This window comes from Mycobacterium sp. 1081908.1 (genome assembly GCF_001673535.1).
Lineage (GTDB): Bacteria > Actinomycetota > Actinomycetes > Mycobacteriales > Mycobacteriaceae > Mycobacterium.
Map to the genome: position 1 here is coordinate 1 of NZ_LZLY01000119.1, position 26,135 is coordinate 26,135.

At 69.6% G+C, this 26,135-nt stretch carries 18 protein-coding genes and 2 pseudogenes; 12 read left to right on the top strand and 8 right to left on the bottom strand.

The window, feature by feature from the left end; genetic code table 11:
• Positions 1-136: 136 nt before the first annotated feature.
• The 5 genes and pseudogenes from A5655_RS18550 to A5655_RS18570 form a co-directional block, all read left to right on the top strand.
• A pseudogene (locus A5655_RS18550) lies at positions 137-481 on the top strand (DUF4190 domain-containing protein); the annotation flags it as partial.
• Between the two features lie 67 nt (positions 482-548).
• The gene (locus tag A5655_RS18555) at positions 549-1,859 is read left to right on the top strand and encodes a magnesium transporter MgtE N-terminal domain-containing protein (protein ID WP_067012437.1); all 1,311 of its coding nucleotides are present in this window, start codon (positions 549-551) and stop codon (positions 1,857-1,859) included.
• Positions 1,856-2,398 carry a DUF1003 domain-containing protein gene (locus A5655_RS18560; protein WP_067012439.1) on the top strand — a complete coding sequence of 181 codons (543 nt, stop codon included), beginning with the start codon at positions 1,856-1,858 and terminating at the stop codon, positions 2,396-2,398. The genes A5655_RS18555 and A5655_RS18560 overlap by 4 nt, the downstream gene beginning before the upstream one ends.
• Before the next feature lie 100 nt (positions 2,399-2,498).
• Positions 2,499-3,740 (top strand): lytic transglycosylase domain-containing protein, encoded by a 1,242-nt coding sequence (locus tag A5655_RS18565; RefSeq protein WP_156764927.1) that lies wholly within the window; start codon positions 2,499-2,501, stop codon positions 3,738-3,740.
• Between the two features lie 36 nt (positions 3,741-3,776).
• Positions 3,777-4,910 (top strand): Mrp/NBP35 family ATP-binding protein, encoded by a 1,134-nt coding sequence (locus tag A5655_RS18570; protein WP_067012441.1) that lies wholly within the window; start codon positions 3,777-3,779, stop codon positions 4,908-4,910.
• 12 nt (positions 4,911-4,922) lie between these two features.
• Here the strand turns inward: A5655_RS18570 and tatB are convergent, their stop codons facing one another.
• The 4 genes from tatB to sigE all read right to left on the bottom strand — a co-directional run bounded on the left by tatB (position 4,923) and on the right by sigE (position 8,288).
• Positions 4,923-5,321, bottom strand: a complete 399-nt coding sequence (gene tatB / locus A5655_RS18575) for a Sec-independent protein translocase protein TatB (RefSeq protein WP_067012443.1) — start codon at positions 5,319-5,321, stop codon at positions 4,923-4,925.
• Between the two features lie 7 nt (positions 5,322-5,328).
• Positions 5,329-6,843, bottom strand: a complete 1,515-nt coding sequence (locus tag A5655_RS18580) for a S1C family serine protease (RefSeq protein ID WP_067012445.1) — start codon at positions 6,841-6,843, stop codon at positions 5,329-5,331.
• A gap of 110 nt (positions 6,844-6,953) precedes the next feature.
• A complete protein-coding gene (rseA, locus tag A5655_RS18585) occupies positions 6,954-7,328 on the bottom strand; it encodes an anti-sigma E factor RseA (protein WP_067012663.1) in 375 nt (124 codons plus the stop codon).
• A gap of 177 nt (positions 7,329-7,505) precedes the next feature.
• Entirely contained in the window at positions 7,506-8,288 is a 783-nt protein-coding gene (sigE, locus tag A5655_RS18590) for an RNA polymerase sigma factor SigE (RefSeq protein WP_067012665.1), read from the bottom strand.
• Between the two features lie 201 nt (positions 8,289-8,489).
• On the opposite strand from sigE, the gene A5655_RS18595 reads away from it, so the two are divergent.
• Positions 8,490-9,158, top strand: a complete 669-nt coding sequence (locus tag A5655_RS18595) for an O-methyltransferase (protein WP_067012447.1) — start codon at positions 8,490-8,492, stop codon at positions 9,156-9,158.
• A gap of 14 nt (positions 9,159-9,172) precedes the next feature.
• Here the strand turns inward: A5655_RS18595 and A5655_RS18600 are convergent, their stop codons facing one another.
• Together A5655_RS18600 and A5655_RS18605 are read right to left on the bottom strand one after the other, a co-directional pair.
• Entirely contained in the window at positions 9,173-12,073 is a 2,901-nt protein-coding gene (locus tag A5655_RS18600) for an RND family transporter (RefSeq protein ID WP_067012449.1), read from the bottom strand.
• The gene (locus tag A5655_RS18605; RefSeq protein WP_067012451.1) at positions 12,070-12,495 is read right to left on the bottom strand and encodes an MmpS family transport accessory protein; all 426 of its coding nucleotides are present in this window, start codon (positions 12,493-12,495) and stop codon (positions 12,070-12,072) included. Before A5655_RS18605 ends, A5655_RS18600 begins: the two co-directional genes overlap by 4 nt.
• A 168-nt stretch (positions 12,496-12,663) precedes the next feature.
• Here A5655_RS18605 and A5655_RS18610 point away from each other — a divergent pair, with 168 nt between their 5' ends.
• Positions 12,664-13,329, top strand: a complete 666-nt coding sequence (locus A5655_RS18610; protein ID WP_067012453.1) for a TetR/AcrR family transcriptional regulator — start codon at positions 12,664-12,666, stop codon at positions 13,327-13,329.
• Positions 13,330-13,834: 505 nt separating this feature from the next.
• Here the strand turns inward: A5655_RS18610 and A5655_RS18615 are convergent.
• Both A5655_RS18615 and A5655_RS18620 read right to left on the bottom strand, forming a co-directional pair.
• Positions 13,835-14,127, bottom strand: a pseudogene (locus tag A5655_RS18615) (short chain dehydrogenase); the annotation flags it as partial.
• Between the two features lie 509 nt (positions 14,128-14,636).
• Complete coding sequence (locus A5655_RS18620; RefSeq protein ID WP_067012455.1) at positions 14,637-17,264, bottom strand: helix-turn-helix transcriptional regulator; 2,628 nt, start codon at positions 17,262-17,264, stop codon at positions 14,637-14,639.
• A 159-nt stretch (positions 17,265-17,423) separates the two neighbouring features.
• Between A5655_RS18620 and A5655_RS18625 the strand changes: the two genes are divergently transcribed.
• From A5655_RS18625 to A5655_RS18645, 5 genes are all read left to right on the top strand, one after another.
• Positions 17,424-21,917 carry a PE family protein gene (locus A5655_RS18625; protein WP_082978736.1) on the top strand — a complete coding sequence of 1,498 codons (4,494 nt, stop codon included), beginning with the start codon at positions 17,424-17,426 and terminating at the stop codon, positions 21,915-21,917.
• A 348-nt stretch (positions 21,918-22,265) separates the two neighbouring features.
• Positions 22,266-22,904: a TetR/AcrR family transcriptional regulator gene (locus A5655_RS18630; RefSeq protein WP_067012460.1), complete on the top strand. Its 639-nt coding sequence runs from the start codon at positions 22,266-22,268 to the stop codon at positions 22,902-22,904.
• On the top strand, positions 22,894-23,805 hold the full coding sequence (locus tag A5655_RS18635) for an ABC transporter ATP-binding protein (RefSeq protein ID WP_067012462.1): 912 nt from the start codon (positions 22,894-22,896) through the stop codon (positions 23,803-23,805). Before A5655_RS18630 ends, A5655_RS18635 begins: the two co-directional genes overlap by 11 nt.
• On the top strand, positions 23,802-25,445 hold the full coding sequence (locus A5655_RS18640; protein WP_156764929.1) for an ABC transporter permease: 1,644 nt from the start codon (positions 23,802-23,804) through the stop codon (positions 25,443-25,445). The genes A5655_RS18635 and A5655_RS18640 overlap by 4 nt, the downstream gene beginning before the upstream one ends.
• Before the next feature lie 13 nt (positions 25,446-25,458).
• On the top strand, positions 25,459-26,133 hold the full coding sequence (locus A5655_RS18645; protein WP_067012467.1) for an isoprenylcysteine carboxylmethyltransferase family protein: 675 nt from the start codon (positions 25,459-25,461) through the stop codon (positions 26,131-26,133).
• The last annotated feature ends 2 nt before the right edge of the window (positions 26,134-26,135 follow it).

Sequence of the window (26,135 nt, forward strand, 5' to 3'; positions counted from 1 at the left end):
GCCTATTCAGCCGCCGCGCGGATGGCAGGCTGCGATGCCCCCTTTGTGGCGAGTCGCCCCTAACGGGAACGGATGCTGAGCATCGCGACGACGAAAAACACCGCCAGGGTTCCCGCGCCGATGACGATGCCCGTGACCGCCCCCGGTGTACGGGCCGCCGCCGGGCTATGGCGCCCCGCCCTACCCGCCGCCCGGCTACGGGCCGCCGTCCTATCCCGGCGGCTACTACGCGACCCCGGACTACCGGGTCCAGTCCGGGACCAACGGCATGGCGATCGCGTCGCTCATCTCCTCGTTCAGCGGCTTCCTCTGCTGTGCCATCGGCTCGATCGTGGCCATCGTGCTGGGCGTGGTCGCGCTGAACCAGATCAAGCAGACCCGCCAGGAGGGCTACGGCCTGGCGGTCACGGGCATCGTCATCGGCGCGGGAACCCTGGCGGTGTTTTTCGTCGTCGCGATGCTCAGCATCCGTTCCCGTTAGGGGCGACTCGCCACAAAGGGGGCATCGCAGCCTGCCATCCGCGCGGCGGCTGAATAGGCTCTCTGGCATGGGTCCGGTCAACAGGGTGTACGTCGCGCGGCTCCCGCGAATGTTGGTGTTGGGTCCACTCGGCGAAAACTTCGGCCGCGTGCGCGATGTGGTGATCACCATCAGCATCGTCCGCCAGCAGCCCCGGGTGCTGGGGCTGGTCGTCGATTTGGCCACGCGCCGCAGCATTTTCATCCCGATGCTGCGGGTCGCCGCGATCGAGCCCAACGCCGTGACGCTCAACACCGGCAGCGTGTCGTTGCGCCACTTCGAGCAGCGGCCGGGCGAGGTGCTGGCCATGGGCCAGGTGCTCGACACCGTCGTCAAGGTCAACGATCCCGAACTGCCGGAGCTGGCCGGCCTCGACGTCGTCATCACCGACTTGGGCATCGAACAGATCCGCACGCGCGACTGGTTGGTCACCCGGGTCGCCGTCCGCACGCAGCGGCGGCTGGGACGGCGCGGCCCGGTGCACGTCGTGGACTGGCAGAACGTCCAGGGCCTGACCCCGTCGGCGCTGGCGTTGCCCGGCCAGGGGGTGGCCCAGCTGCTGGACCAGTTCGAGGGGCGCAAGGCGGTCGACGTGGCCGACGTGATCCGCGGGCTGCCGCCCAAGCGGCGCTACGAGGTGCTCAAGGCGCTCGACGACGACCGGCTGGCCGACGTGTTGCAGGAGCTGCCCGAGTTGGATCAGGCCGACGTGCTCTCCCAGCTCGGCACCGACCGGTCGGCCGACGTGCTCGAGGAGATGGATCCCGACGACGCCGCCGACCTGCTGGGCGTGCTGAACCCGACGGACGCCGAGATGCTGCTGACCCGGATGGACCCCGACGAGTCCGAACCGGTGCGCCGGCTGCTGACCCACTCGCCGGACACCGCGGGCGGCCTGATGACCTCCGACCCGGTGGTGCTGACCCCGGACACGTCGGTCGCCGAGGCGCTCGCCCGGGTCCGCGACCCCGACCTCACCGCGGCGCTGTCGTCCATGGTGTTCGTGGCGCGCCCGCCGACGGCCACCCCCACGGGGCGCTACCTGGGCTGCATCCCGCTGCAGCGGCTGCTGCGGGAAGCGCCGGCCGAGCTGGTCGGCGGGATCGTCGACAGCGACCTGCTCACCCTGACGCCGGAGACCCCGCTCGGGGCGGTCACCCGCTACCTCGCCGCCTACAACCTGGTGTGCGGGCCCGTGCTCGACGACCAGAACCACCTGCTGGGCGCGGTGACCGTGGACGACCTGCTCGACCACCTGCTCCCGCACGACTGGCGGGTGGACGTGCAGCAGCTGGACACCACCGGCCGAATCGAACGACGACTGGGAGGGTCCGGGTGAGCAAGTCCACGGCTCCGCGACGGCTGTACACCCCCCGGACGTCGCGCCGGTATTCGCCCCGCGTCGACCCCGAATCCGTCGGGCAGATCACCGAGTCCGTCGCGCGTTTCTTCGGCACCGGGCGCTACCTGCTGATCCAGACGATCATCGTGGTCGCCTGGATCTTGGTGAACGTTTTCGCGGCGGCGCTGCGCTGGGATCCGTACCCGTTCATCCTGCTGAACCTCGCCTTCTCCACGCAGGCCGCCTACGCGGCGCCGCTGATCCTGCTGGCGCAGAACCGGCAGGAGAACCGGGACCGCGTCGCGCTCGAAGAGGATCGCCGTCGCGCCGCCCAGACCAAGGCCGACACCGAGTACCTGGCCCGCGAACTGGCGTCGCTGCGGCTGGCCGTCGGCGAGGTCGTCACGCGCGAGTACCTGCGCCACGAGCTGGAGGACTTGCGTTCTATGCTGGCCGAGTTGTTGCCGGAAGGCGCGGACGGAAAGGCCGTGGGGGCGGGTGACGACTGGGAGCCGACGGCTAAGAAATCCCGGTAATTATCAAATCCCCCATTGCGCCACTCCCGTCACGGGGGTTATGTATTGTGATCTGGTTCACGAAGCTAAGCAGGTAGTTTCCCGACCTTAGGACCGTTGAGTGCGCATTGCGGGACGCTGGGGTAAACGCCCCGCCGCGGCCGAGCGGCAGCGTCCCCGCCTGACAAAATCGCCGGCGTTCGGCGTTGCCGTCATCACCCCCCTGGTCTTCGCCGGAGCGGTCGGCGGTGCGGCGCCCGCATTCCCCGGGCATGCCCCAGCGGTGCACAGCCAGGTCATGCCCGTGCGCGACACCGCGATATTCCCGGTGGCCGCGGTCTCGCCGACCGCGCCCGACACCACCGGTCCGGTCGTCTTCGCCATCGACCGGGCGCCGACCGCGTTCCACATCGCCGAGGCCGCCCCGTCCGCGCCGCCTCCCCCAATGGTCGTGAATGCGCCTGGCGCGCTTGGCATTCCGTCGGTCGCGCTGGCCGCGTACCGCAGCGCCGAACAGAAGATGGCCGTCGCCGCCCCGGGCTGCGGGGTCAGCTGGAACCTGCTCGCCGGCATCGGGCGCATCGAGTCGGGCCACGCGAGTGGCGGCGCCGTGGACGCGCGCGGCACCGCCGTCGTCCCGATCTACGGCCCCGCGCTGGACGGCACGCTGCCCGGCAACGAGGTCATCCTGCAGAGCAGCACCGGCAACCGCCCCACCTACGCGCGCGCGATGGGGCCGATGCAGTTCCTGCCCGGCACCTGGGCGCGCTACGCCTCCGACGGCAAGGGCGACGGGACGGCGGACCCGCAGAACCTGTTCGACTCCACCCTGGCGGCGGCCCGCTACCTGTGCAGCGGCGGGCTGAACCTGCGCGACCCGTCGCAGGTGATGTCCGCGATACTGCGCTACAACAACTCGATGGCCTACGCGCAGAACGTGCTGGGCTGGGCCGCCGCGTACGCCACCGGCGTGGTCCCCGTCGACCTGCCGCCGATGACCGGGCCGCCGCCGCCGCTCGGCAACGCGCACGACGAGAACCCGGAGGGGCTCGGCCCCGGCCTGCCGATGAACGTCGTCGGCCTCCCGACGGACGACTTCTTCGCGCGGACACCGCTGATCGACCTGAGCGGGACGCCGCCCACCGGCCAGCAGCCGATGTACCCGTGGATGGCGCCCCCGCCGCAGCAGGCGCCCACGCAACTGCCCGGCTGCACCCTGATCTGCATCGGCTCGCAAAACCCGGCGCCGCCGCCCTTCGGGCAACCGGCGTTCGGGCCGCCGCCCGCCAACGCCGCCCCGCCTGCCGGCCCCGCCGCCGGGCCCCAGGCCTCGGGATCGCCCAAGCCCGGTCCGGCCGGCTAACCGGCGGCCCCTCCCGCACGCCTACACTCGGCGGTGATGACCACCGATCTAGCTGCCGCCATCCGCACCGCCCTGGGCAAGGTGATCGACCCCGAATTGCGCCGTCCCATCACCGAACTCGGGATGGTCAAGGGCGTCGACGTCGACGCCGACGGCGCCGTGCACGTGGAGATCTACCTGACCACCGCCGCCTGCCCGAAGAAGACCGAAATCACCGAGCGGGTCGCCGCCGCGGTCGCCGACGTGCCCGGCACCGGCGCGGTCAAGGTCAGCCTGGACGTGATGAGCGACGAGCAGCGCACCGAGCTGCGCAAGCAGCTACGCGGGGACGCCCGCGAGCCGGTCATCCCGTTCGCCCAGCCCAGCTCCCTGACCCGGGTCTACGCCGTCGCGTCCGGAAAGGGCGGCGTCGGGAAGTCAACGGTCACGGTCAATCTGGCCGCGGCGATGGCCGCCCGCGGGCTGTCGGTCGGCGTGCTGGACGCCGACATCCACGGCCACTCCATCCCGCGGATGATGGGCACCACCGACCGGCCCACGCAGGTCGAGTCGATGATCCTGCCGCCCATCGCGCACGAGGTGAAGGTCATCTCGATCGCCCAGTTCACCCAGGGCAACACCCCGGTGGTGTGGCGCGGCCCGATGCTGCACCGGGCGCTGCAGCAGTTCCTGGCCGACGTGTACTGGGGCGACCTGGACGTCCTGCTGCTCGACCTGCCCCCGGGCACCGGCGACGTCGCCATCTCGGTCGCCCAGCTGATCCCCAACGCCGAGATCCTGGTGGTGACCACCCCGCAGCTGGCCGCGGCCGAGGTCGCCGAACGCGCCGGCAGCATCGCCCTGCAAACCCGCCAGCGCATCGTCGGCGTCGTGGAGAACATGTCCGGGCTGACGCTGCCCGACGGCACCACGATGCAGGTGTTCGGCGAGGGCGGCGGCCGGCAGGTCGCCGAGCGGTTGTCCCGCGCGGTCGGCGCCGACGTGCCGCTGCTGGGCCAGATCCCGCTGGACCCGTCGCTGGTGGCCGCCGGCGACTCCGGCGTCCCGGTCGTGCTCAGCGCGCCGGACTCCCCGGTCGGCAAGGAACTGCGCGGCGTGGCCGACGCCCTGTCGTCGCGAAAGCGGGGGCTGGCGGGCGTGTCGCTGGGGCTGGACCCGACGCGCCACTGAGGCGCTCCGGGGTCAGGTCGCGTCGGTGTCGAACGGCGCCGGGCCGGAAACGCGCGTCTCGGGTTGCGCCGGCTCGGCAGCCTTCGCGGGCACGCCGTTGACGGGCCGTGCCGGCCCGTCGAAATTCCCGGTGAGGAACGAGTCGTCGCCGTCCAGCAGGTGCTTGGTCAGCGCGGCGCGCGGCGTCATGCCGCGCAGCTTCTGCAGCTCGGACAGCGGGGCGCGCAGGTCGTCGAACTCGGGTCCGATGTCCTCGCGCAGCTGGTTGGTCACGCCGCTGAGGTAGTCACGAGCCTGCCGCAGCGCGGTGGACGTCCAGCGGATGGCGCCGGGAAGGCGCTCCGGCCCGAGGATCACCAGCCCGACCACGACGAGCACCAGGATGTGTTCCCAGCTGAGATTGGAGAACATCGAACCCCTAGTCCGGATCCGGTTTCACCGTCAGCGTGACGTGCCGGCCGTCGCGGACCACCTCGACCGGCGAGTCCTGGCCGATGGTCAGCTGCCGGACGGCAACGACGAACTCGTCGGCGTCGGCGACCTTTCGGTTGCCGACCTTGACGATCACGTCGTTCTCCAAAATCCCGCCCTTTTGCGCGGGGCTGCCCGCCTTGACGTTGGCGACCTGCGCGCCGGAGGCGATCGCATTGCTCACCGAGCGGGTGCTGACCCCGAGCGTCGGGTGCACGATCTTGCCGTCCTTGATCAGCGTCTGCGCGACCTGCTTGGCCTCGTTGATCGGGATCGCGAAGCCCAGCCCGCTCGCGCTGTCCGACAGCGACTTGCCCGCGGTGTCGATGCCGATCACCTGCGAATCCATGTCGATCAGCGGGCCGCCGGAGTTGCCGTGGTTGATCGAGGCGTCGGTCTGCAGGGCATCGATGACGGTGTCGGTGTCGGAGCCCTCCCCCGACAGCGGGACCGGGCGGTGCAGGGCGCTGATGATGCCGTGGGTCACGGTGCTGCGCAGCCCCAGCGGTGCACCCGCGGCGAGCACCTCGTCGCCGACGCGCACTTTGTCGGAATCGCCGAGCCGGGCCACGGACAGGTTGTCGACGTTGTCGACCTTGAGCACCGCCAGGTCGGTCTTCGGGTCGCGACCCACCAGGTTGGCGGGCACTTCCTTGCCGTCGTTGAACACCACGGTGGTCTTGAACTGGCTCGGGTTGTTGGCCGCCTCGGAGATCACGTGGTTGTTGGTCACGATGTAGCCGCGGCCGTCGATGACGACGCCGGAGCCCTGCATGCCCTCCTGGTCGCTCTTCGACTCGATGGTCACCACGGCGTTGGCGGTCGCGGCCGCCACCTTGGCGAACCGGCCCGCCGGCGATTCGCCGTTGCCGGGCGTACCCAGGGTCACCTTCGAGGTGGTGAACGCCTCGACGACCTCGGCCGTCTTACGCCCGATCACGCCGCCGATCACGCCGATGACCAGCGCGATCAACAGCAGGACGGCCAGCGCCAGGTACGACACCCGGCGCCCGAACAGCACGTCGCGCACCCCGAGCTTGCCGGTGTAACCGGGCACGCCCTGCGGCGGGGCCGGCGCCACCGCCGGGGTTCCCAGGGCGGCCCCGGCGGCGGGGTCGCGCCAGGGGTCTTCGGCGCCCTCCGGCTCGGCGCCGTCCTGCTCGGCCGCCAGCGCGCCGGCATCGATCGGGTGGCGCTGCAGCGTGTCCGCGGTTCCGGCGGGCTTGCTGAAGGCCTCCTCGAGGACGGGGTCGGCCGGTTGGTCGTGGGGCGCGAATTCGCCCTCGTCGCGGTACTTCGACGGGCGCACGCGCTCGGCCACGAACGAGCCCTGCTGCCCGGCGGGGCGGCTGAACAACTGACGCGAGGCGGGGTCGACCGGTGGCCGTGAGATGGGACGCGGCGCCAGGCGGTTGCCGCCCCTGCTGTCCGCGTTTCCGGTGTCGTTGCCGTCGGAGGTCACGTTACCCCTTTGGATTCTCTTCTCGAGCGCTCGAGACAGGGCCGCTTACGAGGCGCGTTGCGGCGCGGCGGCGCTGTGGTTGTCCACCCTAGTATCCACGGGTGCGGCGATTATCGGCGCTTACGCTGGTCGCGCGTATCACGCTCGGAGGCGTCGTCGTCCGACGGATAGTGCGGGATCTCGGACAGCAGGCCGAGCAGGTTGCTGGGGATGCGGATCGGGTGGGAGTCGCGCAGCGCGGCGCGCGCCCGGCTCTGATCCTCGACCTCGGCCGCGCATTCCGGGCACAAGGAGAGGTGGTGCGCCGCCCGCAGGTGCGCGTTCATCCGCAGCTCACCGTCGACGAACGCGGCGATGGCCTCGGTGGACAGATGCTCGGTGGAACGGAACCGGCGGGGCGCGCCGACGGGTTCGTCGCTTTGGGAAGCGAACTGGGCGGGCAGCCAGGAGAACGCGCGGCGAAACACCTCTCCCCGGTCGGCCATCACCACATCCCTTCGGGGAACTCTAAGATTTCTAAGCCGCGCATAATTCGAATGTAGCGCGGCCGGGCCCCCGACACCCCCCGTACGGCCCGCAAAACCCCACGATTCGCGGCCGAAATTCGCCATCGGGCGGTGGACGTCCCCGCCAAGACTGGCGATCTGGAAGTGCGCGGGCCGCTAGGCCGACTTGGCCGGCGCCGCGTCGCCCTGTTGCGGGTGCGCGGCGAGGTAGTCGCGCAGCGCCTGACGCCCGCGGTGGATGCGGCTGCGCACGGTGCCGAGCTTGACGCCCAGGGTGGCGCCGATCTCCTCGTAGGACAGGCCCTCGATGTCACACAGCACCACCGCGGCGCGAAATTCCGGCGGCAGCGAGTCCAGCGCGGCCTGCAGGTCGGGCCCGAGCCGCGCGTCGTGATAGATCTGCTCGGGGTTGGGCTCGTCGGCGGGCACCCGGTCGTAATCCTCGGGCAGCGCCTCCATCCGGATGCGGGCGCGCCGGCGCACCATGTCGAGGAACAGGTTGGTGGTGATGCGGTGCAGCCAGCCCTCGAAGGTTCCGGGCTGGTAGTTCTGCACCGAACGGAAAACCCGGATGAAGGTCTCCTGGGTGAGGTCCTCGGCGTCCTGCTGGTTGCCGGAGAGCCGGTAGGCCAGCCGGTAGACGCGGTCGGCGTGCTGCCGCACCAGCTCGTCCCACGACGGCATGGTCGCCTTGTCCCCGGTCGCGTCGAACACCGCGGTGCCCTGCAACGCGTCCGTCGTCTCCACCCATTCGTCGTCCCGGCAGTCCTGGGCGTGAGACATGGTGGTCGGGCTCAAAAGCGCTGTGGTGATTGGATCCTCCAGAATTGGCCTGCCGTCGAAGCTCGACAGCTCATCGACCGCGTCAACGCGGAGTTCCCAGCGTGTATTCCCATTCCGGCGATTTGTATTCCCGGTCCCCCGCACCCCGCGTTCCATATGCATACCGTCGCCCATCGGCGTATGCGGGGCATAGGAGCAATCTGAGGTTTGGCTGAGAAACCAGATCGTTACTCGCGTTGAGCAGGGCGAATCCGTCGGCGAGTGAGCTTCGTCGCGCCGCGGGCTCCGGGCGTGTCCGGGCGGTCCGGCTAAGGCGCGCCTGCCCGACCGCGCCCCGAATTGGAATACGCTGCGGGCATGGACGGCACCGACGAAAAAACCCCCGACCAGGCGGCCCCCAGTCGAGCCGATTCGCTGTGCGCGCACGCCGAGGCGTCCATATCGGAGGACGCGCTGCTGGCGGCCGCCCGCGAACGGGCCGTGGAGATCGGCGCCGCGGCGGTGACGCCCGCGGTCGGGGCGCTGTTGAGCCTGCTGACCAAGCTCAGCGGCGGCAAGGCCGTCGCGGAGGTGGGCACCGGCGCCGGCGTCAGCGGGCTCTGGCTGTTGTCGGGCATGAGCGACGACGGGGTGTTGACCACGATCGACATCGAGCCCGAGTATCTGCGGATCGCCAAACAGGCGTTCTCCGACGCCGGCGTGGGGCCGTCGCGCACCAGGCTGATCGGCGGCCGTGCCCAGGAGGTGCTCACCCGGCTCGCCGACCAGTCCTATGACCTGGTGTTCATCGACGCCGACCCGATCGACCAGCCGGACTATGTCGTCGAGGGCGTGCGGCTGCTGCGGTCCGGCGGCGTCATCGTGGTGCACCGCGCGGCGCTGGGCGGCCGGGCGGGCGATCCCGCGGCCCGCGACGCCGAGGTGACCGCGGTGCGCGAGGCGGCCCGGCTCATCGCCGAGGACGAGCGGCTCACGCCCGCCCTGGTGCCGCTCGGCGACGGGCTGCTGGCCGCGGTCCGCGACTAGCTCGGGCGCCGACATCATGACGGCCGCATGTCAAGGGCCCGGTGGCGCGACGGCTGGGGCCAAGGCTGGGGAACTGGTCGCGACCGCACGTGCTGGGGCCACCAGAACCAGCGGCCGAGCAGCGTCGCGATGGACGGTGTCATCAACGAGCGCACCACCAGGGTGTCGAACAGCAGGCCCAGGCCGATGGTCGTTCCGACCTGACCGATCACGATCAACTCGCTGACCGCCATCGACATCATGGTGAAGGCGAACACCAGGCCCGCCGACGTGACGACCGAACCGGTGCCGGCCATGGCGCGAACGATGCCGGTGTGCAGCCCGGCGTGGATCTCCTCTTTCATGCGCGACACCAGCAGCAGGTTGTAGTCCGCGCCGACGGCCAGCAAGACGATGACCGACATCGGCAGGACCATCCAGTGCAGCGGGATCCCGACGAGGTGTTGCCAGAGCAGCACCGACAACCCGAAGGACGCCGCCAGGCTCAGCACCACGGTGCCGACGATCACTCCCGCCGCCACCACGGCGCGCGTGAGGATCACCATGATGATGAAGATCAGGATCAGCGCGGCGGCGGCGGCAATCAGCAGGTCGTAGTCGGCGCCCTGTTGCATGTCCTTGTACATGGCCGCGCTGCCACCCAGGTAGACCGTCGAGCCCTCTAGCGGAGTTCCCTTGATCGCATCTGCCGCCGTAGTTTTCAGCGGTTCGGCACGGGAGGTGCCCTCCGTTGTCAACGGGTCACCCTGGTGAATGATCGTGAACCGCACCGCATGACCGTCGGGGGAAATGAACAACTTGATGCCGCGTTTGAAATCAGCGGTGTCAAAAGCCTCCGGCGGCAGGTAGAACGAGTCGTCGTTCTTGGCCGCATCGAACGCCTGGCCCATCGCCGTGGCGTTGTCCTGCATGGCCATGGTCTGGTCCTGCTGCGCCTTCTGGGCCTGATACTGGTTGAGCATCATCTGTTTCTGACTTTTCATCGATTCGATCATCGGCGGCATCAGCGCGACCATCTGCGGCATCACCGCGTCGAGGCGTTGCATGTCCGGCACCAGGTCCGCTAGGTCGTCGCTCATGGTGCTGATCCCGTCGAGGGCGTCGAACACCGAACGCAGCGACCAGCACACCGGGATGTCGAAGCAGTGCTTTTCCCAATAGAAGTAGCTGCGTATTGGCCGGAAGAAGTCGTCGAAATCGGCCATGTGGTCCCGCAATTCCTGCACATCCGCGCTCGTCTTCGTCATCTTGGCGGCCATGCTGTGGGTGATCGCGGCCATCTGCTGGGTGATGTCCTGCATCTTTTCCATCGAGTCGATGGTCACCTGCATGTCATCGGCCTGTTTCAGGGTGTTGGCCAAGGTGGTCTGCGTGTAGTCGTTGTTCATGATCTGGCCGGTGCTGTTCATGCTGATCGTGTACGGGATCGTGGAATGTTTGATCGGCTTTCCGTCCGGCCGGGTGATGGTCTGCACCTGGGCGATGCCGTGAACGCGGACAAGGGCTTTCGCGATCTTGTCGATCACCAGGAAATCGGCCGGATTCCGCAAATCGTGCCCGGTTTCGATCATCATCAGGTCCGGGTTCATCGTGGCCTGGGAGAAATGCCGATCGGCCGCCGCGTAGCCGACATTCGCCGGTACCTCGCCCGGTAGGTAGATGCGGTCGTTGTAGATGGTGTGATAGCCGGGCAGGGTGAGCAGGCCGACCAGCGACAGTGCGACCGCGCAGACCAGGATCGCGCCGGGCCACCGGACCGTCGCGGTGCCGATCCGGCGCCACCCGCGCGCCTGCGTCAATCGTTTCGGCTCAAGCACTTTGCCGAATCGGCTGCACGCCGAAATCAGCGCGGGACCCAACGTCAGGGCCGCGGCAACCACGATCGCCATGCCGATCGACAAGGGGATGCCCATCGTCTGGAAGTACGGGAGGCGGGTGAAGTGCAGGCAGAAGGTCGCCCCGGCGATGGTCAGGCCCGAAGCCGCCACGACGTGCGCCGTCCCGTGAAACATGGTGTAGTACGCCGATTCTCGGTCTTGACCGGTCCTGCGCGCCTCCTGGTATCGGCCGATCAAGAAAATGGCGTAGTCGGTCGCCGCCGCGATGGCAAGGGTCACCACCAAGTTTGTCGCGAACGTGGTCAGGCCAAACACCTTGTGGTAGCCCAGGAATGCCACCAACCCCCGTGCGCCCAACAGTCCCAGCACCACCATCGCGAGCACGATCAGTGTCGTCACGAATGATCGGTAGACGAGCAACAGCATGACGATGATGACCGCGAACGTTACGAGCTCGATGATCTCCATGCTCTTGTCGCCGGACACGTTCTGGTCCGCGGTGATCGCCGCCGGCCCGGTCACGTACGCTTTCACCCCGGCGGGCACCGCGCCGCTCGTGGCGATGTCGCGGACGGCCGCCACCGATTCGTTGGCGAGGGCCTCCCCCTGGTCGCCGGCGATGTATACCTGGACATACGCCGCCTTGCCGTCCGCGCTTTGGGCGGCCGAGGCGGTGAGCGAATCGCCCCAGAAATCCTGGACGTGCTGGACGTGCTTGGTGTCGGCCCGCAGCTCTCGGACCATTTGGTCATAGAAGTGGTGCGCGTCTTCGCCCAACGGCTTGTCACCCTCGAGCACGATCATCACCGAACTGCTCGTGTCGAACTCGCGGAATACCTTGCCGACACGTTTCGTCGCGATCATCGAGGGCGCATCGTTGGGACTCATCGATACGGCCCGCATTTTGCCCACCGTTTCCAGCTGCGGCACAACGGTGTTCAGGAGGCCGATGACGACGAGCCAAGCCAGGATGATCGGCACGGCCAACGCCCGGATCGTCCGAGGCAGCCACGGCCGGTCCGCATGACGGGCGACCGGCATGGCGTCGGTGGGCGCCTCGTTCATCGCCGTGCTCATGCCGACTTCACCAGGCAGAAGGTCTCGGCGTTCACGCCCGTGGCGGTGCGCTCGTCCTTGACCACGTTGTCGACGGTGATCCGGCACGTGATGGTCTCGCCGTCACCCTGGGCCAGGATGTCGGGCGTGACGGCGGGCGTGGTGGTGCGCAAGGTTAACGTCCACGGCAGTGCCGTATCCACGGCCCGCCGGGGCTGCCCGTCGAGGTCGAGATAGTTGATGACCGCCGTCGGGGCCGACCCGAAGATCTCATACGTGACGACCTTGGGGTTGGACGACTCCGCGCCGTAGGAACCTCGCGGTGTCACCAGAACGGGGTGGGAGCCGAAGATCTGGCGGAACTGCATCACGCTGACGGCGCCGACGGCGACGGCGACGGCGACCAGCACGGGCAGCCACGCCCGCCTGACGAACCCGGTCATCGCTTCGGCCCAGCCGTCCGGCCGCGGCCCGCGAGGACGATTTCGAGAACGGTAATCAAGGTAGGGCCCTTTCAGCGTTGCCGACGGCGGTCTAGGTAGACAACCTAACAGATAAGTGGATAGAGTCAATCCACTTTGTCGAATGTTGCCCTGGTTACACTCCTTCGGGTGAGCTCATGCGAGGTGGCGGGGCGCCCGCTGCGGAAAGATGCCGAGCGCAACCGGCAGCGGGTCATCGACTCCGCCCGTGAGCTGTTCGCCGCCAGGGGCCTCGAGGCCACGCTCAACGACGTGGCGCACCACGCGGGCGTGGGCGTGGGAACCGTGTACCGGCGGTTCCCCACGAAGCAGGAGCTCTTCGAGGCGATCTTCGAAGACGGCCTCAATGAGCTTGTGGCCCTTGCCGAAACGGCGTTGCGTCACCACGACTCATGGCAGGGGTTCGCGTCGTTCGTCGAGCAAATGTGCGAACTCACCGCGACCGATCGGGGAATGCGCGAGATCGTTTTCAGCAAGACCGCAGGGGGCGTCGGGGTGGAGGCCGCCCGCGTCCGGCTGTTGCCGCGACTTTCGGAACTCGTCGAACGAGCGCAGCACGACGGACACCTCCGGTCGGAGGTTTCGCCCGCCGACATGCCCATCTTCGGATTGTTGGCGGGAACCGTGAGCGAGTACGCCGGGCACGTGGACGCCGAGCTGTGGCGACGGTACGTTGCCATCCTCCTCGAGGGCATCCGTCATCGCCACGACCAGCCACCGCTGCCGGTTCGCGCGCTCGAAGAACCGGAGCTCGAGGCGGCGATGCAGACCTGGCAACCCGCCGGCCCCCGCTGAAGGGCCACGCCACAACGCGTTTCGCCGCCCGACCAAACCTTTACGCATTCTTGATGTCGGTTCCAGACTCCATGTCATTTCACGACGGTCTGACCGGCTGTATGCGAGTTTTCTCACGGCATGTCATCTGCGGGTTGTCTCATGTTCGTGTCATTTGTCGAAACGTATCCGGCGCCCGACTCTGTTGTCGGATTTCGGGTCGTCTCACGTGTCGGGATTCACGAGATTCCCTTCGTCGCGTGACGCCATACCGTCCGCCGCTGAGCACACACTAGGACCCCGAGACCCGACTGTCCGATTCAACTATCCAGTGGGAAGCTGACCGTCGCTTAAGAACGCTAGATCACGTGATCTAAAGGACTGTGCAGATATGTCGCAGCCGTGAGATATGTTCTTCCAGAATCATTTACGAGGCCGCCATGGAGCTGTTCGGCCGCATCGTGAACCGGCCCCGATGAGTACCGTCGCGACCGCCGCCGTCGGAAGCCGCGGCGACGTCGCACCCTATGGTTCCGTCGATCATGTCCCCAGGCACCAACCTGAGTTCGATTCCGTGTTCTGCCAGAGCGGGTTTGGCAGCGAGCACCGCATCTTCGCCTGCGCATTTACTTACCGCGATCGGTTCGTACCCGTCGGGGACCGGCTTACCCGGAAAGAAGTGCGCTTGATGACTGGTCACGAACACGATGCGGGCACCGGCGGGCATCATCGGCATGGCCTGCCGCACCAACTCAGCTGCGCGTCACGATTCAACCGCATCGCGTAGCCGGGATCGGCCCCGCGTTCCAAATCTCCGGACCCTCCCCCTTCCGCATGTCCTCAACCACGGACGCAATCTGGCGACCACTTCTTCGAGTCCGAGAGGATAGATGCGGACCCTCGCTATTCAACCCCGGGGGTGGGTACTTCGCTAGGTTTCCAGGGCCCAGTAGAGGTTCACAAGGCGTAGGACGTGGGAGACACGACGGCACCGCTCGGATGGTTTGGCTCCTCCGCCTCGGTGACGTGTGCTCGTCTGGCAGTAGCGGACATCGTGGAGCGCTACCAACCCGCCACGACCGGATGCTGAGTCTGCCGAGTCGCGGCATTCGACCGAGCCAAGAGGCACGCGCACATCTGCGGGTTAGACCCGGAACCTTCGCCGAGACTTGGTGATTCGCGAGTAGGTTCATAAACCGCCTCGATGGCGATTGCGAATGCAACACCGAGTTAGAAACTAACTTTGGAACGGACATGACCAGCGGGTAGTCCACGTACGGCGACCCTCGCCGAAGCCCTAGTCGCGATCAGAATCGCCAGCCCAATGATCAGTCGCTGGCGGGAACATCATGATCGAATTGCCGGACCAGCTTCGCCAATTCGGCGCGAGTAGCGATTCCGGCCTTGAACGTGGCGCGGTAGATATGCCCTTCGACGGTACGCACGGACAACGACAGGGCCGCCGCGATCTCCCGGTTGGTGAGACCCTTCGACACCAGCAGTGCGATCTCGCGTTGGCGATGGCTGAATGGGTAAGCAATCTTGGCCCCCGCGAGCGCCGGACTCGTCGCGCCGCCACAACGTCGGGATAGCTCCTCGGCGCGAGCGCCGGCAGTCAAGGCGCTGCCGTTTCGGTTGGCCAGTCGGTAGGCCGATGACGAGTGGGCGGCCGCGTCCGCGGCGGCAAGCAGATCGCCCATCGACTCAAAGTCCGCGGCCACCGCTTCGAGTTCCGCCGCGGCGTCGTCGGCGAGCGCTTTCGCGTAGCGCGCGGCGATCGGCGCGCGTGGCCCCTCGACGATGGTGGTCAATTCGGCCAGGCGGTCACCGACGGTGGTGTCGCAAAACTGAACCGACGTCTGCAGGCACATGACTTCGCTGGCCAACAGGCCCTGCCGGCGGGCGAAGGAGCCGGCCTCCGCGGCCGTGTCCCGGGCGACTTCGATCCGTCCTTGCGCGGCCGCAACCCAGGCCTGGGCCAGCAGGTAGGTGACTTCGAGGTACGCAAGATGAGGGCGGCGAACTTCGGCCGCCCGTTCGAGCGCGAGCACCGCCTCCTGGACATTTCCCGATCGCGCCAGCGCCGTCGTGTAGTGAGCCTGGTATCGGTACGTGTGGCCCATGATCAGCCCGAATTGGCCCAGATCCAGCTGGCCGGGGTGCAAGCGCCGGCGAGCCGTAGCAAGGTCGCCGGCGGCCAGGGCCACCATTCCGACGTTGGCGGAGCAGAGCCTGCGCGCCATGGGCGCCATCCTGGCGCACCGGCGATAGGCCTGTTGAGCCGCCTCACTTGCCCCGGTGAGGTCGCCGGCGAGTACCAGCACGTGCGTGTGCAGCTTGACGAGGTTGGCCGTGTTGAACGCGTCAGGGGCGTCGTCCAGGATTCGCCAGGAGCTAGCCGCGTCGCGGCGAACCTGGCCGAGGTGCCCGCGCTCCCCATGGGCGAACACCCGCATCCCCAAGCAGACCACGGCACCGTAGCTGTCAAGTTGCCGAGGATCGGCGGCGTTTAACGCATCGAGGGCGCCTATCGGGTTGGCGGTGAATCCCAGATGCAGTCCGAGCAACGTGCTGAGCTGATGCGCGCGGACCCCGGTCGAGCCCTGCAATGCCCGCTCGACCAGGCACACCGCTTCGTCCGGCCGAGCGAACCCGAACAGGAGGTTCATCGCCATCAGGCTGAAATCGTTGAGAAAGTCGGTGCCGCGCAGTTCATCCGGGCGGATCCGGCTCAGTTCCGCTTGCGCGTCGCCGCCCCTGCCGAGCAGGAACAGGCAGTAGGCGTGCTGGAGCTTCGCCCCGATCCCGCCGCCGGCGCCGACCGCGGCGCGCGCGCAGCGTTCGGCAAACTCGATATCGAGTTGCGCCAGCGCGGCCTCCGCGCCCGCCAACAAGATGCCCGCGTCGGGCGGCAGGTCTGATTCGAGCCAGAGCAATCCCAGCTGGGCGGGATCAACCGGGGCATTGTTGTCCGGGCTGGCCATCGCGGTGGCAAGCCGACCGCGCAGCCGACTCTGCCGCAGCTGACCGCACCGTGCCAGCGTGATAGCGGAATACAGCGGGTGCGCGATCCGGATGACGTCGGGTGCTGATTCGTCGGCGCGGATCAGTCCCAGCCGCTCCGCCTCGGCCGATGCCTCGCAGTCGGTGAACGAATTGAGCAGGGACCGGTTGATCGACCCCGCGACCGCGACAAGATCGACGACCTCTTGCACAGACTCGGTGAGAGCACCGAATTGCATCTGCACCAGATCACGCAGCGACGGTGACACCATCGGAGCCGCACGCAGACTCCACATGCCGTCGTTCTCGACAAGATTGCCGGCTGCGCGTTCTTGAACGACGAGGTGGGTCAGGTAGGCGCAGTTACCGCGTGTCAATTCCCAAAACCGCTCGGCACAATCGCCGCTAACCTGTCCGTGCAATGCACCCCGAAGTAGATCATCGCTTTCGGATTGGGATAGGGGCGGTAAATCGACGCGGCGAAGGATCCCTTCTTTCCAAGGCGTCATCACGGCGTCGGGAATGGGGGCGCCACCGCGGACCGTGATGAGCAATTTGGCGCTGCGGCGTTGCAGCAGGCTATACACGACGAAGGCCGACAGGTGGTCGAGCAGGTGCGCGTCGTCGATGCTGATGAGCAGCCGGCCCGACGCATCGGCGTCGGTCATCGCCGCAACCACCTGATGGGCAGCGTCGTGCGGATTCTCGTGGCTCGCGCTCGACCATTTAGTGAAGGCGCCCAACGGGATTGACTGCGCGGTGACGCTTGCGGTGACGCGGTGGACAACCCAGCCCAGCGCCCCGGCCGCCGCCGCTGCTTCCTCGGCCAGCCTCGTCTTGCCGACGCCGGCATCACCGACGATCAGCACGCCCCCACAGTCGTCCGCGCCGAGTGCCTCGGCGGCCACCCGAAGTTCCTCGCCCCGACCGATTAAGGGCCAGCGGACGGTCACGTAATGAATGTAGTTCCTGGCGCCGAATTACGCTCGCGGCATGGGGTAGTTCAAAGCGTGTCGGGAGCCGGAGATTAGGTAGTCGCCTACGGGTACCTGCGTGTGGTTATTGGTCGACGATTCGCGCTGTCGGAAATTCGTGCGAGCGAAGGGCCGCAGGTGTCCTTTTTGATCACAAGTCCTGGAGTTTTGGCGACGGCGGCGCGCGATCTATCCGGGGTTGAGGAGGCGATCAGGGCGGCCCATACGTCGGCGGCGGTCTCGACCATGCAAGTACAGGTCGCGGCCGGCGACGAGGTATCAGCGGCGATCGCGAGCTTGTTCGGCAGCTACGCCGCGGATTATCACGCGCTGAGCGCTCGCGCGGAAGCTTTTCATGCCCAATTCGTGCAGGCGCTGAATTCCGCTGCGGGAGCCTACGCGGCGACCGAGACGGCAAACGCCGCTCCGTTGCAGACGCTGCAGCAAAACGTCCTCGGCGTGGTCAATGCCCCGACTGAGGCGCTGCTGGGTCGCCCACTGATCGGCGACGGGGCTAACGGGACAGCCACCCACCCTGACGGCTGGGCCGGTGGGTTGCTCTACGGAAACGGCGGCGCCGGCTACTCCGGAGCAGCAGCCGGCGGTAACGGTGGGGCCGCCGGGCTCGTCGGCAATGGCGGAGCCGGCGGCAACGGTGGCGCCAACGGCTTCAACGGAGGCGCCGGCGGCAATGGTGGTTTTCTGTTCGGTAACGGTGGAAGCGGCGGCGCGGGCGGCCCTGGGGGCAGCGGCGGCGCGGGCGGCAGCGGCGGCCTGATATTCGGCAACGGCGGTGCTGGAGGTACCGGCGGGTCCGCCGCCATCGCCGGGGGTAGCGGCGGCGCCGGCGGGACCGGCGGCGACGGCGCCGTGCTGTTCGGGAACGGCGGTGCTGGTGGGTCCGGCGGCGCCGGGTTCGCGGGCGCCCACGGCGCCGACCCGGTGACTCCCGACGGCGCTGGGCAGGCCGGCGGCAACGGAGGCAACGGCGGCAACGGCGGAGCCGGCGGCAACGGCGGGCTGCTGGTTGGCAACGGCGGGATCGGCGGCCTAGGCGGCGACGGAAGTGCCGGCGGAGCCGGCGCCGATGGTGCCAGGGGCGGCGCGGGCTCCGCTGGTGGCGCCGGCGGCAACGGCGGCGCCGGCGGCAACGGCGGTGGGGGCGGCGCGGGCGGCCACGGCGGATATCTCTACGGCACCGCCGGTAGCGGTGGAGGCGCCGGCGACGGCGGGGACGGCGGGGTTCCCGGCAACGGCGGCGCCGGCGGCAACGGCGTCGTCAATGCCGGTTTGGCCGGCGCGGGCGGGGCCGGCGGGAACGGCGGCGACCCAGGCGCGGGCGGCGCCGCCGGGATTGGCGGAACGGCCGGCGGCGTCGGCGCCATCCACGGCGCGAATGGCGCGGCGGGCCATATGCCCGGCACCGGCGGCACCGGCGGGGTCGGCGGCAACGGCGCCGACGCGGTCACGCCCGGAGCTGCCGGCGGAGCCGGCGGGCGCGGCGGCAACGGCGGGATGGTCGGCAACGGCGGCGACGGCGGGGCCGGGGGCAACGGCAAGGTCGGCGCCACCGGCGAGGCCGGCAGCCAGGCCGCTTCGGCAACCAGCCCGGGCGTTGACGGCGGCACCGGCGGAAACGGCTTGAAGGGCGGCGATGGCGGCGATGGCGGCGCCGGCGGCGCCGGCGGCGCCGGCGGGTCGCTGTCGGGCAACGGCGGTAACGGCGGCGCCGGCGGGCGCGGTGGGAGCGGCGGGGTCGGCGGGGCGGGCGGTAACGGCGGTGACGGCGCCGCAGGTCCGAGGTTCACCGGCGTTCCGGTGGCGGCCGGCGGGGCCGGCGGCGTGGGCGGCGACGGCGGCCTGGGCGGCAACGGCGGCAATGGCGGCGATGGCGGCGCGGCCGGCGCGGCCCTGGCACCATCCGGCCATGCCGGCACGCACGGCCTCGGCGGGGCCCGCGGCGCCGGTGGTGTGGGTGGGGCCGGCGGCAACGGCGGCAACGGCGGTGACGGCTATTTCGGCGGTAACGGCGGCGCGAGCGGTAACGGCGGTAACCCGGGCGTGGGCGGGGCCGACGGCAACAGCGGCTCAGGCATCGTCACCGCGGCCGGCGGCTACCCCGACACGAACGGGGGCGGAACCGATGGCAACGGCGGCAACGGCGGCAACGGCGGCAATGCGCTCGGCCCCGGCGGCCGGGGCGGCAGCGGCGGGGCCGGCGGCAACGGCGGGTGGGTCGGCAACGGCGGAAACGGCGGAAACGGCGGGGCCGGTGCCGCTGGCAGCACCGGTGCAACGGGCACCGCTGGTACGTCGCCAGGCTCCTCGGGCAACGACAGCAACGACGGCGGCGTCGGTGGCAGAGGTGGCGCAGGTGGCACGGGCGGCGCTGGTGGCGACGGCGGGGCCGGCGGCCACGGCGGGTCGCTGTCCGGTAACGGCGGAAACGGCGGCATGGGCGGGGCTGGCGGCAGCGGCGGTGTCGGCGGCAACGGCGGCAACGGGGCTGGTGGGGCAACCGGTTCATTCTTCTCGCCTGCCGGCGGTGACGGCGGGAACGGCGGTGACGGCGGGGCCGGCGGCGCCGGCGGAACCGGCGGCAACGGCGGCGCGGCCGGGGCGGCCCTCGCGTCATCAGGCATCGCCGGCACCCACGGCGCCGGCGGCGTCGGCGGGAACGGTGGCCTGGGTGGGGGCGCCGGCGACGGTGGCAAAGGCGGCAACGGATCCAGCATGGTCTTCGGCTTCGGTCAATCCCTCGCCGGCGGAGCGGGCGGTAACGGCGGCAACGGCGGTGACCCCGGCCTTGGCGGGGCCGGCGGGGCCGGCGGCTACAGCGGCAACGGCGCATACACTCACGGCGGCACTGCCGCCGGCAACAACGGCCCCGGGACCGGGGGCAACGGCGGCAACGGCGGCAACGGGGGCAACGGCGCGACCGCCGGCGGTCAAGGCGGCGCAGGTGGACACGGCGGCGACGCCGGGATCCTGGGCAACGGCGGCAACGGCGGCAACGGCGGCAACGGCAGCAACGGCAGCAATGGGGCCGCCGGCAGCACGGGTACTTCGCCCACAGGCCCGGGCGGCGCCGGCGGTAACGGTGGCACCGGCAGCACAGGTGGCACGGGCGGCGCCGGCGGTGACGGCGGGGCCGGCGGCCACGGCGGGTCGGTGTCCGGCAACGGCGGAAACGGCGGCGCCGGCGGGACCGGTGGCAATGGCGGCTCGGGCGGCGTCGGCGGTGACGGCGCCGCGGGAGCCGACGGGTCCGGGATTTACGCTCCCGACGGTTCCTTGCATCTTGACGGCGGGGCCGGCGGGTTCGGCGGTGACGGCGGCAACGGCGGGGCCGGCGGGGCCGGCGGCAACGGCGGCGCGGGCGGCGAGGCCCTAGCATCGTCAGGCCTTGCCGGCACCCACGGCGCCGGCGGGGCTGGCGGGGCCGGTGCCCTGGGTGGGGCCGGCGGCAACGCCGGTAACGGCGGCAACGGATCCGGCGTCTTCGGCTTTGGCCAAACCCCGATCGCAGGCGGTGCGGGCGGCAACGGCGGTGATGGCGGTAACCCGGGCTTTGGCGGTTCCGGCGGTGCCGGTGGCTCCAGCGGCAACGGCGTATACGCCGCCCACGGCTCCACCGCCAGCAGCATCGGACCCGGGACCGGGGGCAACGCCGGCAACGGCGGCAACGGCGGCAACGGGATCGCTGGCGGTCAAGGCGGCGCGGGCGGGGCCGGCGGCAGCGCCGGGGTTTTGGGCAACGGCGGAAACGGCGGAAACGGAGGCAACGGTTCCACGGGTGGCACCGACACCGACGGCGGCAAGGGTGGCGACGGCGGCGCCGGTGGTACCGGTGGATTCTGGTCCGGCAACGGCGGGTCGGGTGGCGACGGCGGGGCGGGTGGCAACGGCGGCAATGGCGCCACTGGCGTCGCCGGCACCAATGGCCTCGGTGGCGCCGGTGGCACCGGCGACAACGGCGGCAATGGGGGCGACGGCGGCGAAGGCGGCGCGCCCGGCGCGGCCCTGGCATCGACAGGCCATGACGGCAACCCCGGTGACGGCGGCAACGGCGGCAAGGGCGGCACCGGCGGTCGCGGTGGCACGGGCGGCACCGGCGCCGCGGGCGGCACCGGCTTCTCCGGAAGCCCGGGATTCGACGGCGGGGCCGGCGGCAACGGCGGCGTCGGTGGACACGGCGGGAACGGGGGCAATGGCGCCGCCAGCCTGCCCAGATCGCCAAACCAAGACGGCGGCGCGGCCGGTCTCGGCGGTGCTGGCGGGACCGGCGGTGCTGCCGGTGATGGCGGTGATGGCGGTGCTGGCGGCAGCGGCAGTTTCGGCCAGGAGCGCGGTGGTGACGGTGGACCCGGCGGCACTGGTGGCGTCGGTGGCACCGGAGGTGACCTCGGGAGCGGTTTTATCACGACCGGGGCCGCCGGCGGGCCCGGAGGAGACGGCGGCGTCGGCGGCAACGGCGGCGACGGCGGCAACGGCGGCGGCATTGGCGGTGTGGCAAGCGGCGGCGCCGGCGGCTACGGCGGCGCCGGTGGTCTCGGCGGCAACCCCCACTTCACCGGCGCCGACGGCCATACCGGGGCCCCCGGTGCCTTCGGCGCCGGGGGGCAGAGCTGAGGCGGACTTTCGCCGAGGCCCGAAAGGGTAAGGAGCCGACTGCGGTTTCAGGACCGACTTCTCAGAATTTGTCAGTGATGTCGAATTGGCTGGCCTGCGCCAATCCATAACGCGCCGAGTGTCGTCCGCAGTGGAAGCGCTGTCGCTTGATCTTGCCGAATAGCAACGTGTCGGACTTTGGGTCCGCGGGGCTGGGATCGCCTCTGTCGGCAACCTCGGCGCCCGGGGTCGCCGACCGCTGGCCTCGAAGTGCGACTGCGCACCGATCGTTGCGTGGACCGCGGCGTGACGTGCGACACTGCCGCGCCTCCTTGACGGGGGGCTGAACGCGCGTTTAGTGTACTGAACATGCGTTCAGCCGACCTGACCGCCGCCGCCCGAATCCGGGACGCGGCCATCGAGCAGTTCGGCGAGCACGGGTTCGGCGTCGGGCTGCGCGCCATCGCCGAAGCGGCGGGGGTGAGCGCCGCCCTGGTGATTCACCACTTCGGCTCCAAGGAAGGCCTACGCAACGCCTGCGACGAATACATCGCCGAAGAGATCCGCGACACCAAGTCGGAGACGATCAAGTCGAACGACCCGGCCACCTGGTTCGCGCGGCTCGCCGAGATCGAGGAATTCGCCCCGATGACGGCCTACCTGGTGCGCAGCATGCAGACCGGCGGCGACCTCGCGAAGATGTTGTGGCAGAGGATGATTGACAATGTCGAACAATACATGGAAGAGGGCGTGCGGGCCGGCACGGTGAAACCCAGCCGCGACCCCAAAGCCAGGGCCAAATATCTCGGCATCACCGGCGGCGGAGCCCTCCTGCTCTACATCCAAATGCACGACACACCAACCGATCTGCGTGCGGTCCTGCGCGACTACGCCCGGGACATGATCCTGCCCGCGCTCGAGCTCTACACCGAGGGCCTGATGGTCGATCGCACCATGTACGACGCATTCCTGGCAGCTGAAGATCAAGGAGAATCCCATGCCGGCTGACAATGTCGCACCCATCGAAATCCGGGGCCTGACCAAGAACTTCGGCGCGGTGCGCGCGCTGGACGGCCTCGACCTCACGGTGCGTGCGGGAGAGGTGCACGGCTTCCTCGGGCCGAACGGGGCGGGCAAGTCGACGACCATCCGCATCCTGCTGGGCCTGGTGAAGGCCGACAGCGGAAGCGTCCGGTTGCTGGGCGGCGACCCGTGGACCGACGCGGTCGAGCTGCACCGCCAAATAGCCTACGTCCCGGGCGATGTGACGCTATGGCCCTCGCTGACCGGCGGCGAGACCATCGACCTGCTGGCCCGCATGCGCGGGGGCATCGACGAGGGCCGTCGCGCCGAACTCATCGAACGCTTCGACCTCGACCCGCACAAGAAGGCGCGCACCTACTCGAAGGGCAACCGGCAGAAGGTCTCCCTGATCTCGGCCTTCTCGTCGCGCGCCCGGCTGCTCCTGCTGGACGAGCCGAGCAGCGGCCTGGACCCGTTGATGGAGAACGTGTTTCAGCAGTGCGTCGCCGAGGCGCGCGACCGCGGCACGACGGTCCTGCTGTCCAGCCACATCCTGGCCGAGACGGAAGCGCTGTGTGAGAGGGTGACCATCATCCGCGCCGGCCAGACCATCGAGAGCGGCACCCTGGAGTCCATGCGGCACCTCAGCCGCACCTCGATCAGGGCCGAAATGATCGGCGACCCAGGCGATCTCAGGCGGATCAAGGGCGTCGAGGACGTCAGCATCGACGGCAACACGCTGCGCGCCCAGGTCGACAGCGAGAGCCTGGGCGAGCTCATCCGGGCCCTCGGCGACGCCGGCGTGCGCAGCCTCGTCAGCCAGCCACCGACCCTGGAGGAACTCTTCCTGCGCCACTACGACACCACGGACAAGGTCTCGGCATGAGCACCGCGACCCTGGATCGGCCACGCCGCCCGGCGCACCCGGCGCCTGGGGCCGGTTCGAATTTCTCCGGGACGCTCGGAATGCTGCGGCTCTACCTGCGCCGCGACCGGGTCTCGCTGCCGCTGTGGGTGCTGCTGCTGTCGGTGCCGCTGGCCAGCGTCTACGTCGGCAGCGTCCTGAAGGTCTACCCCACCGAGACGGCCCGCGCCGGGTTCGCGGCCTCCATCATGGCCAGCCCGGCCCAGCGCGCGCTCTACGGCCAGATCTACAACCATAGCGTTGGCGCCGTTGGCATTTGGAAGGCCGGGATGTTCCACCTCCTGATCGCGGTGGCCGTCATCCTCACCGTGATCCGGCACACCCGCGCCGACGAGGAGACCGGCCGGACCGAACTGGTGGACTCGACCGCCGTCGGCCGGTACGCCAGCCTGAGCGCGGCCCTGCTGTTGTCGTTCGGGGCCTCGATCGCCACCGGCGCGATCGGCGCGGCGGGGTTGCTCACCACCGACATCCCGCCGAGCGGGTCGCTCGCCTTCGGCGCGGCGCTGGCCGGCTCGGGCCTCGTCTTCACCGCGGTCGCCGCGGTGGCCGCGCAGCTGTCGCCGAGCGCCCGCTTCGCCCGCGGCACCGCGTTCGCGGTGTTGGGGACGGCGTTCACGCTGCGCGCCGTCGGCGACGCCGGCGACGGCACGCTGTCGTGGTTCTCGCCGCTGGGGTGGTCGCTGCAGGTGCGGCCCTACGCGGGCGACCGCTGGTGGGTGCTGCTGCTGCACCTGGCGACGACGGCGGCGCTCACCCTGGTGGCCTACCGGCTGCTCGCCGGACGCGACGTGGGCGCCGGGCTGATCGCCGAGCGTCCCGGTCCGGGCCGGGCCGGACCGCGGCTGGGCGGTGTCGACGGCCTGACGTGGCGGCTCGACCGTGGCGCGCTGGTGCTGTGGACCGTGGGCCTGTTCCTGTACGGCCTGCTGATGGGCAGCGTGGTGCACGGCATCGGCGACGAGCTCGGCGGTAGCACCATCGCGCGCGACATCGTCGCGCGGATGGGAGGCACCAGCGCGCTGGAGGAGGCGTTCATCGCGGTGGCGTTCGCCATGATGGGCATGGTGGCCGCCGCGTTCGCCGTCTCGCTCACCCTGCGCCTGCATCAGGAGGAAACGGGCCAGCGCGCCGAGACCACGCTGTCCGGCGCCGTCTCCCGAACCCGTTGGCTGGCAAGCCATTTGGTGGCCGCCATGGTCGGTTCCGCGGTCGCGATGTTGGTCAGCGGCGTGGCCGGCGGCCTCGTGTACGGCATCGCGGCCGGCGACGTCGGCGGCAAGCTGGCCATCGTCGTCGGCACCGCGGCCGTCCAGCTGCCCGCCGTGTGGGTGCTGGCCGCCGTCACGGTCGCGGTGTTCGGGCTGGCCCCGCGGTTCACCCCCGTGGCGTGGGGCGTGCTGGTCTCCTTCATCGCGATCTATCTGATCGGCGAGCTGGCCCGGTTCCCGCAGTGGCTGCTCGACCTGGAACCGTTCGCCCACATTCCGCGGGTCGGCGCCGACTTCACCGCCGCGCCGCTGCTGTGGCTGCTGGCCATCGACGCCGCGCTGATCGTCTTGGGAGCCATGGCTTTTCGACGCCGTGATCTACGTTGCTAGGGAGGGCACAACCATGAAAACCGCTGTTCGACTGTCGGCATCGTCGGTCTTCGGAACTGCCGCGACCGCGTTGATCCTGTTCTTGCCGGCCGGCACGTTCCATTATTGGCAGGCATGGGTTTTCCTCGCCGTGTTCACGGTGGCGTCACTCGGCCCCACGATCTATCTGGCCCGGGCCAACCCGGCGGCCCTGCGGCGCCGCATGCACGCCGGCCCACGGGCGGAAACGAGGGCGGCCCAGAAGGTCATCATCACCAGCTCGTTCCTGCTTCTGTTCGTGATGATGGCGTTCAGCGCGTTCGATCATCGGATGGGCTGGTCGACAGTGCCGGTGTGGCTGTGCCTGCTCGGTGACGTGCTGGTGGCGGCCGGACTGGGCCTCGCCATGCTGGTGATCATCCAAAACAGTTACGCCGCAGCCACGGTCACCGTGGAAACCGGCCAGACGGTCGCCTCCGGCGGGGTCTACAAGTTCGTCAGGCACCCGATGTATGTCGGGAACGTCATCATGATGGTGGGCATGCCCCTGGCGCTCGGTTCGTACTGGGGACTGCTCTTCGTCGTCCCGGGGATCGCGGTGCTCGTCTTGCGCATCCTCGACGAGGAGAAGCTGCTCATCCACGACCTGCCGGGGTACCGCGAATACGCGCAGCAAGTGCCGTATCGCTTGGTGCCCAACGTGTGGTAACG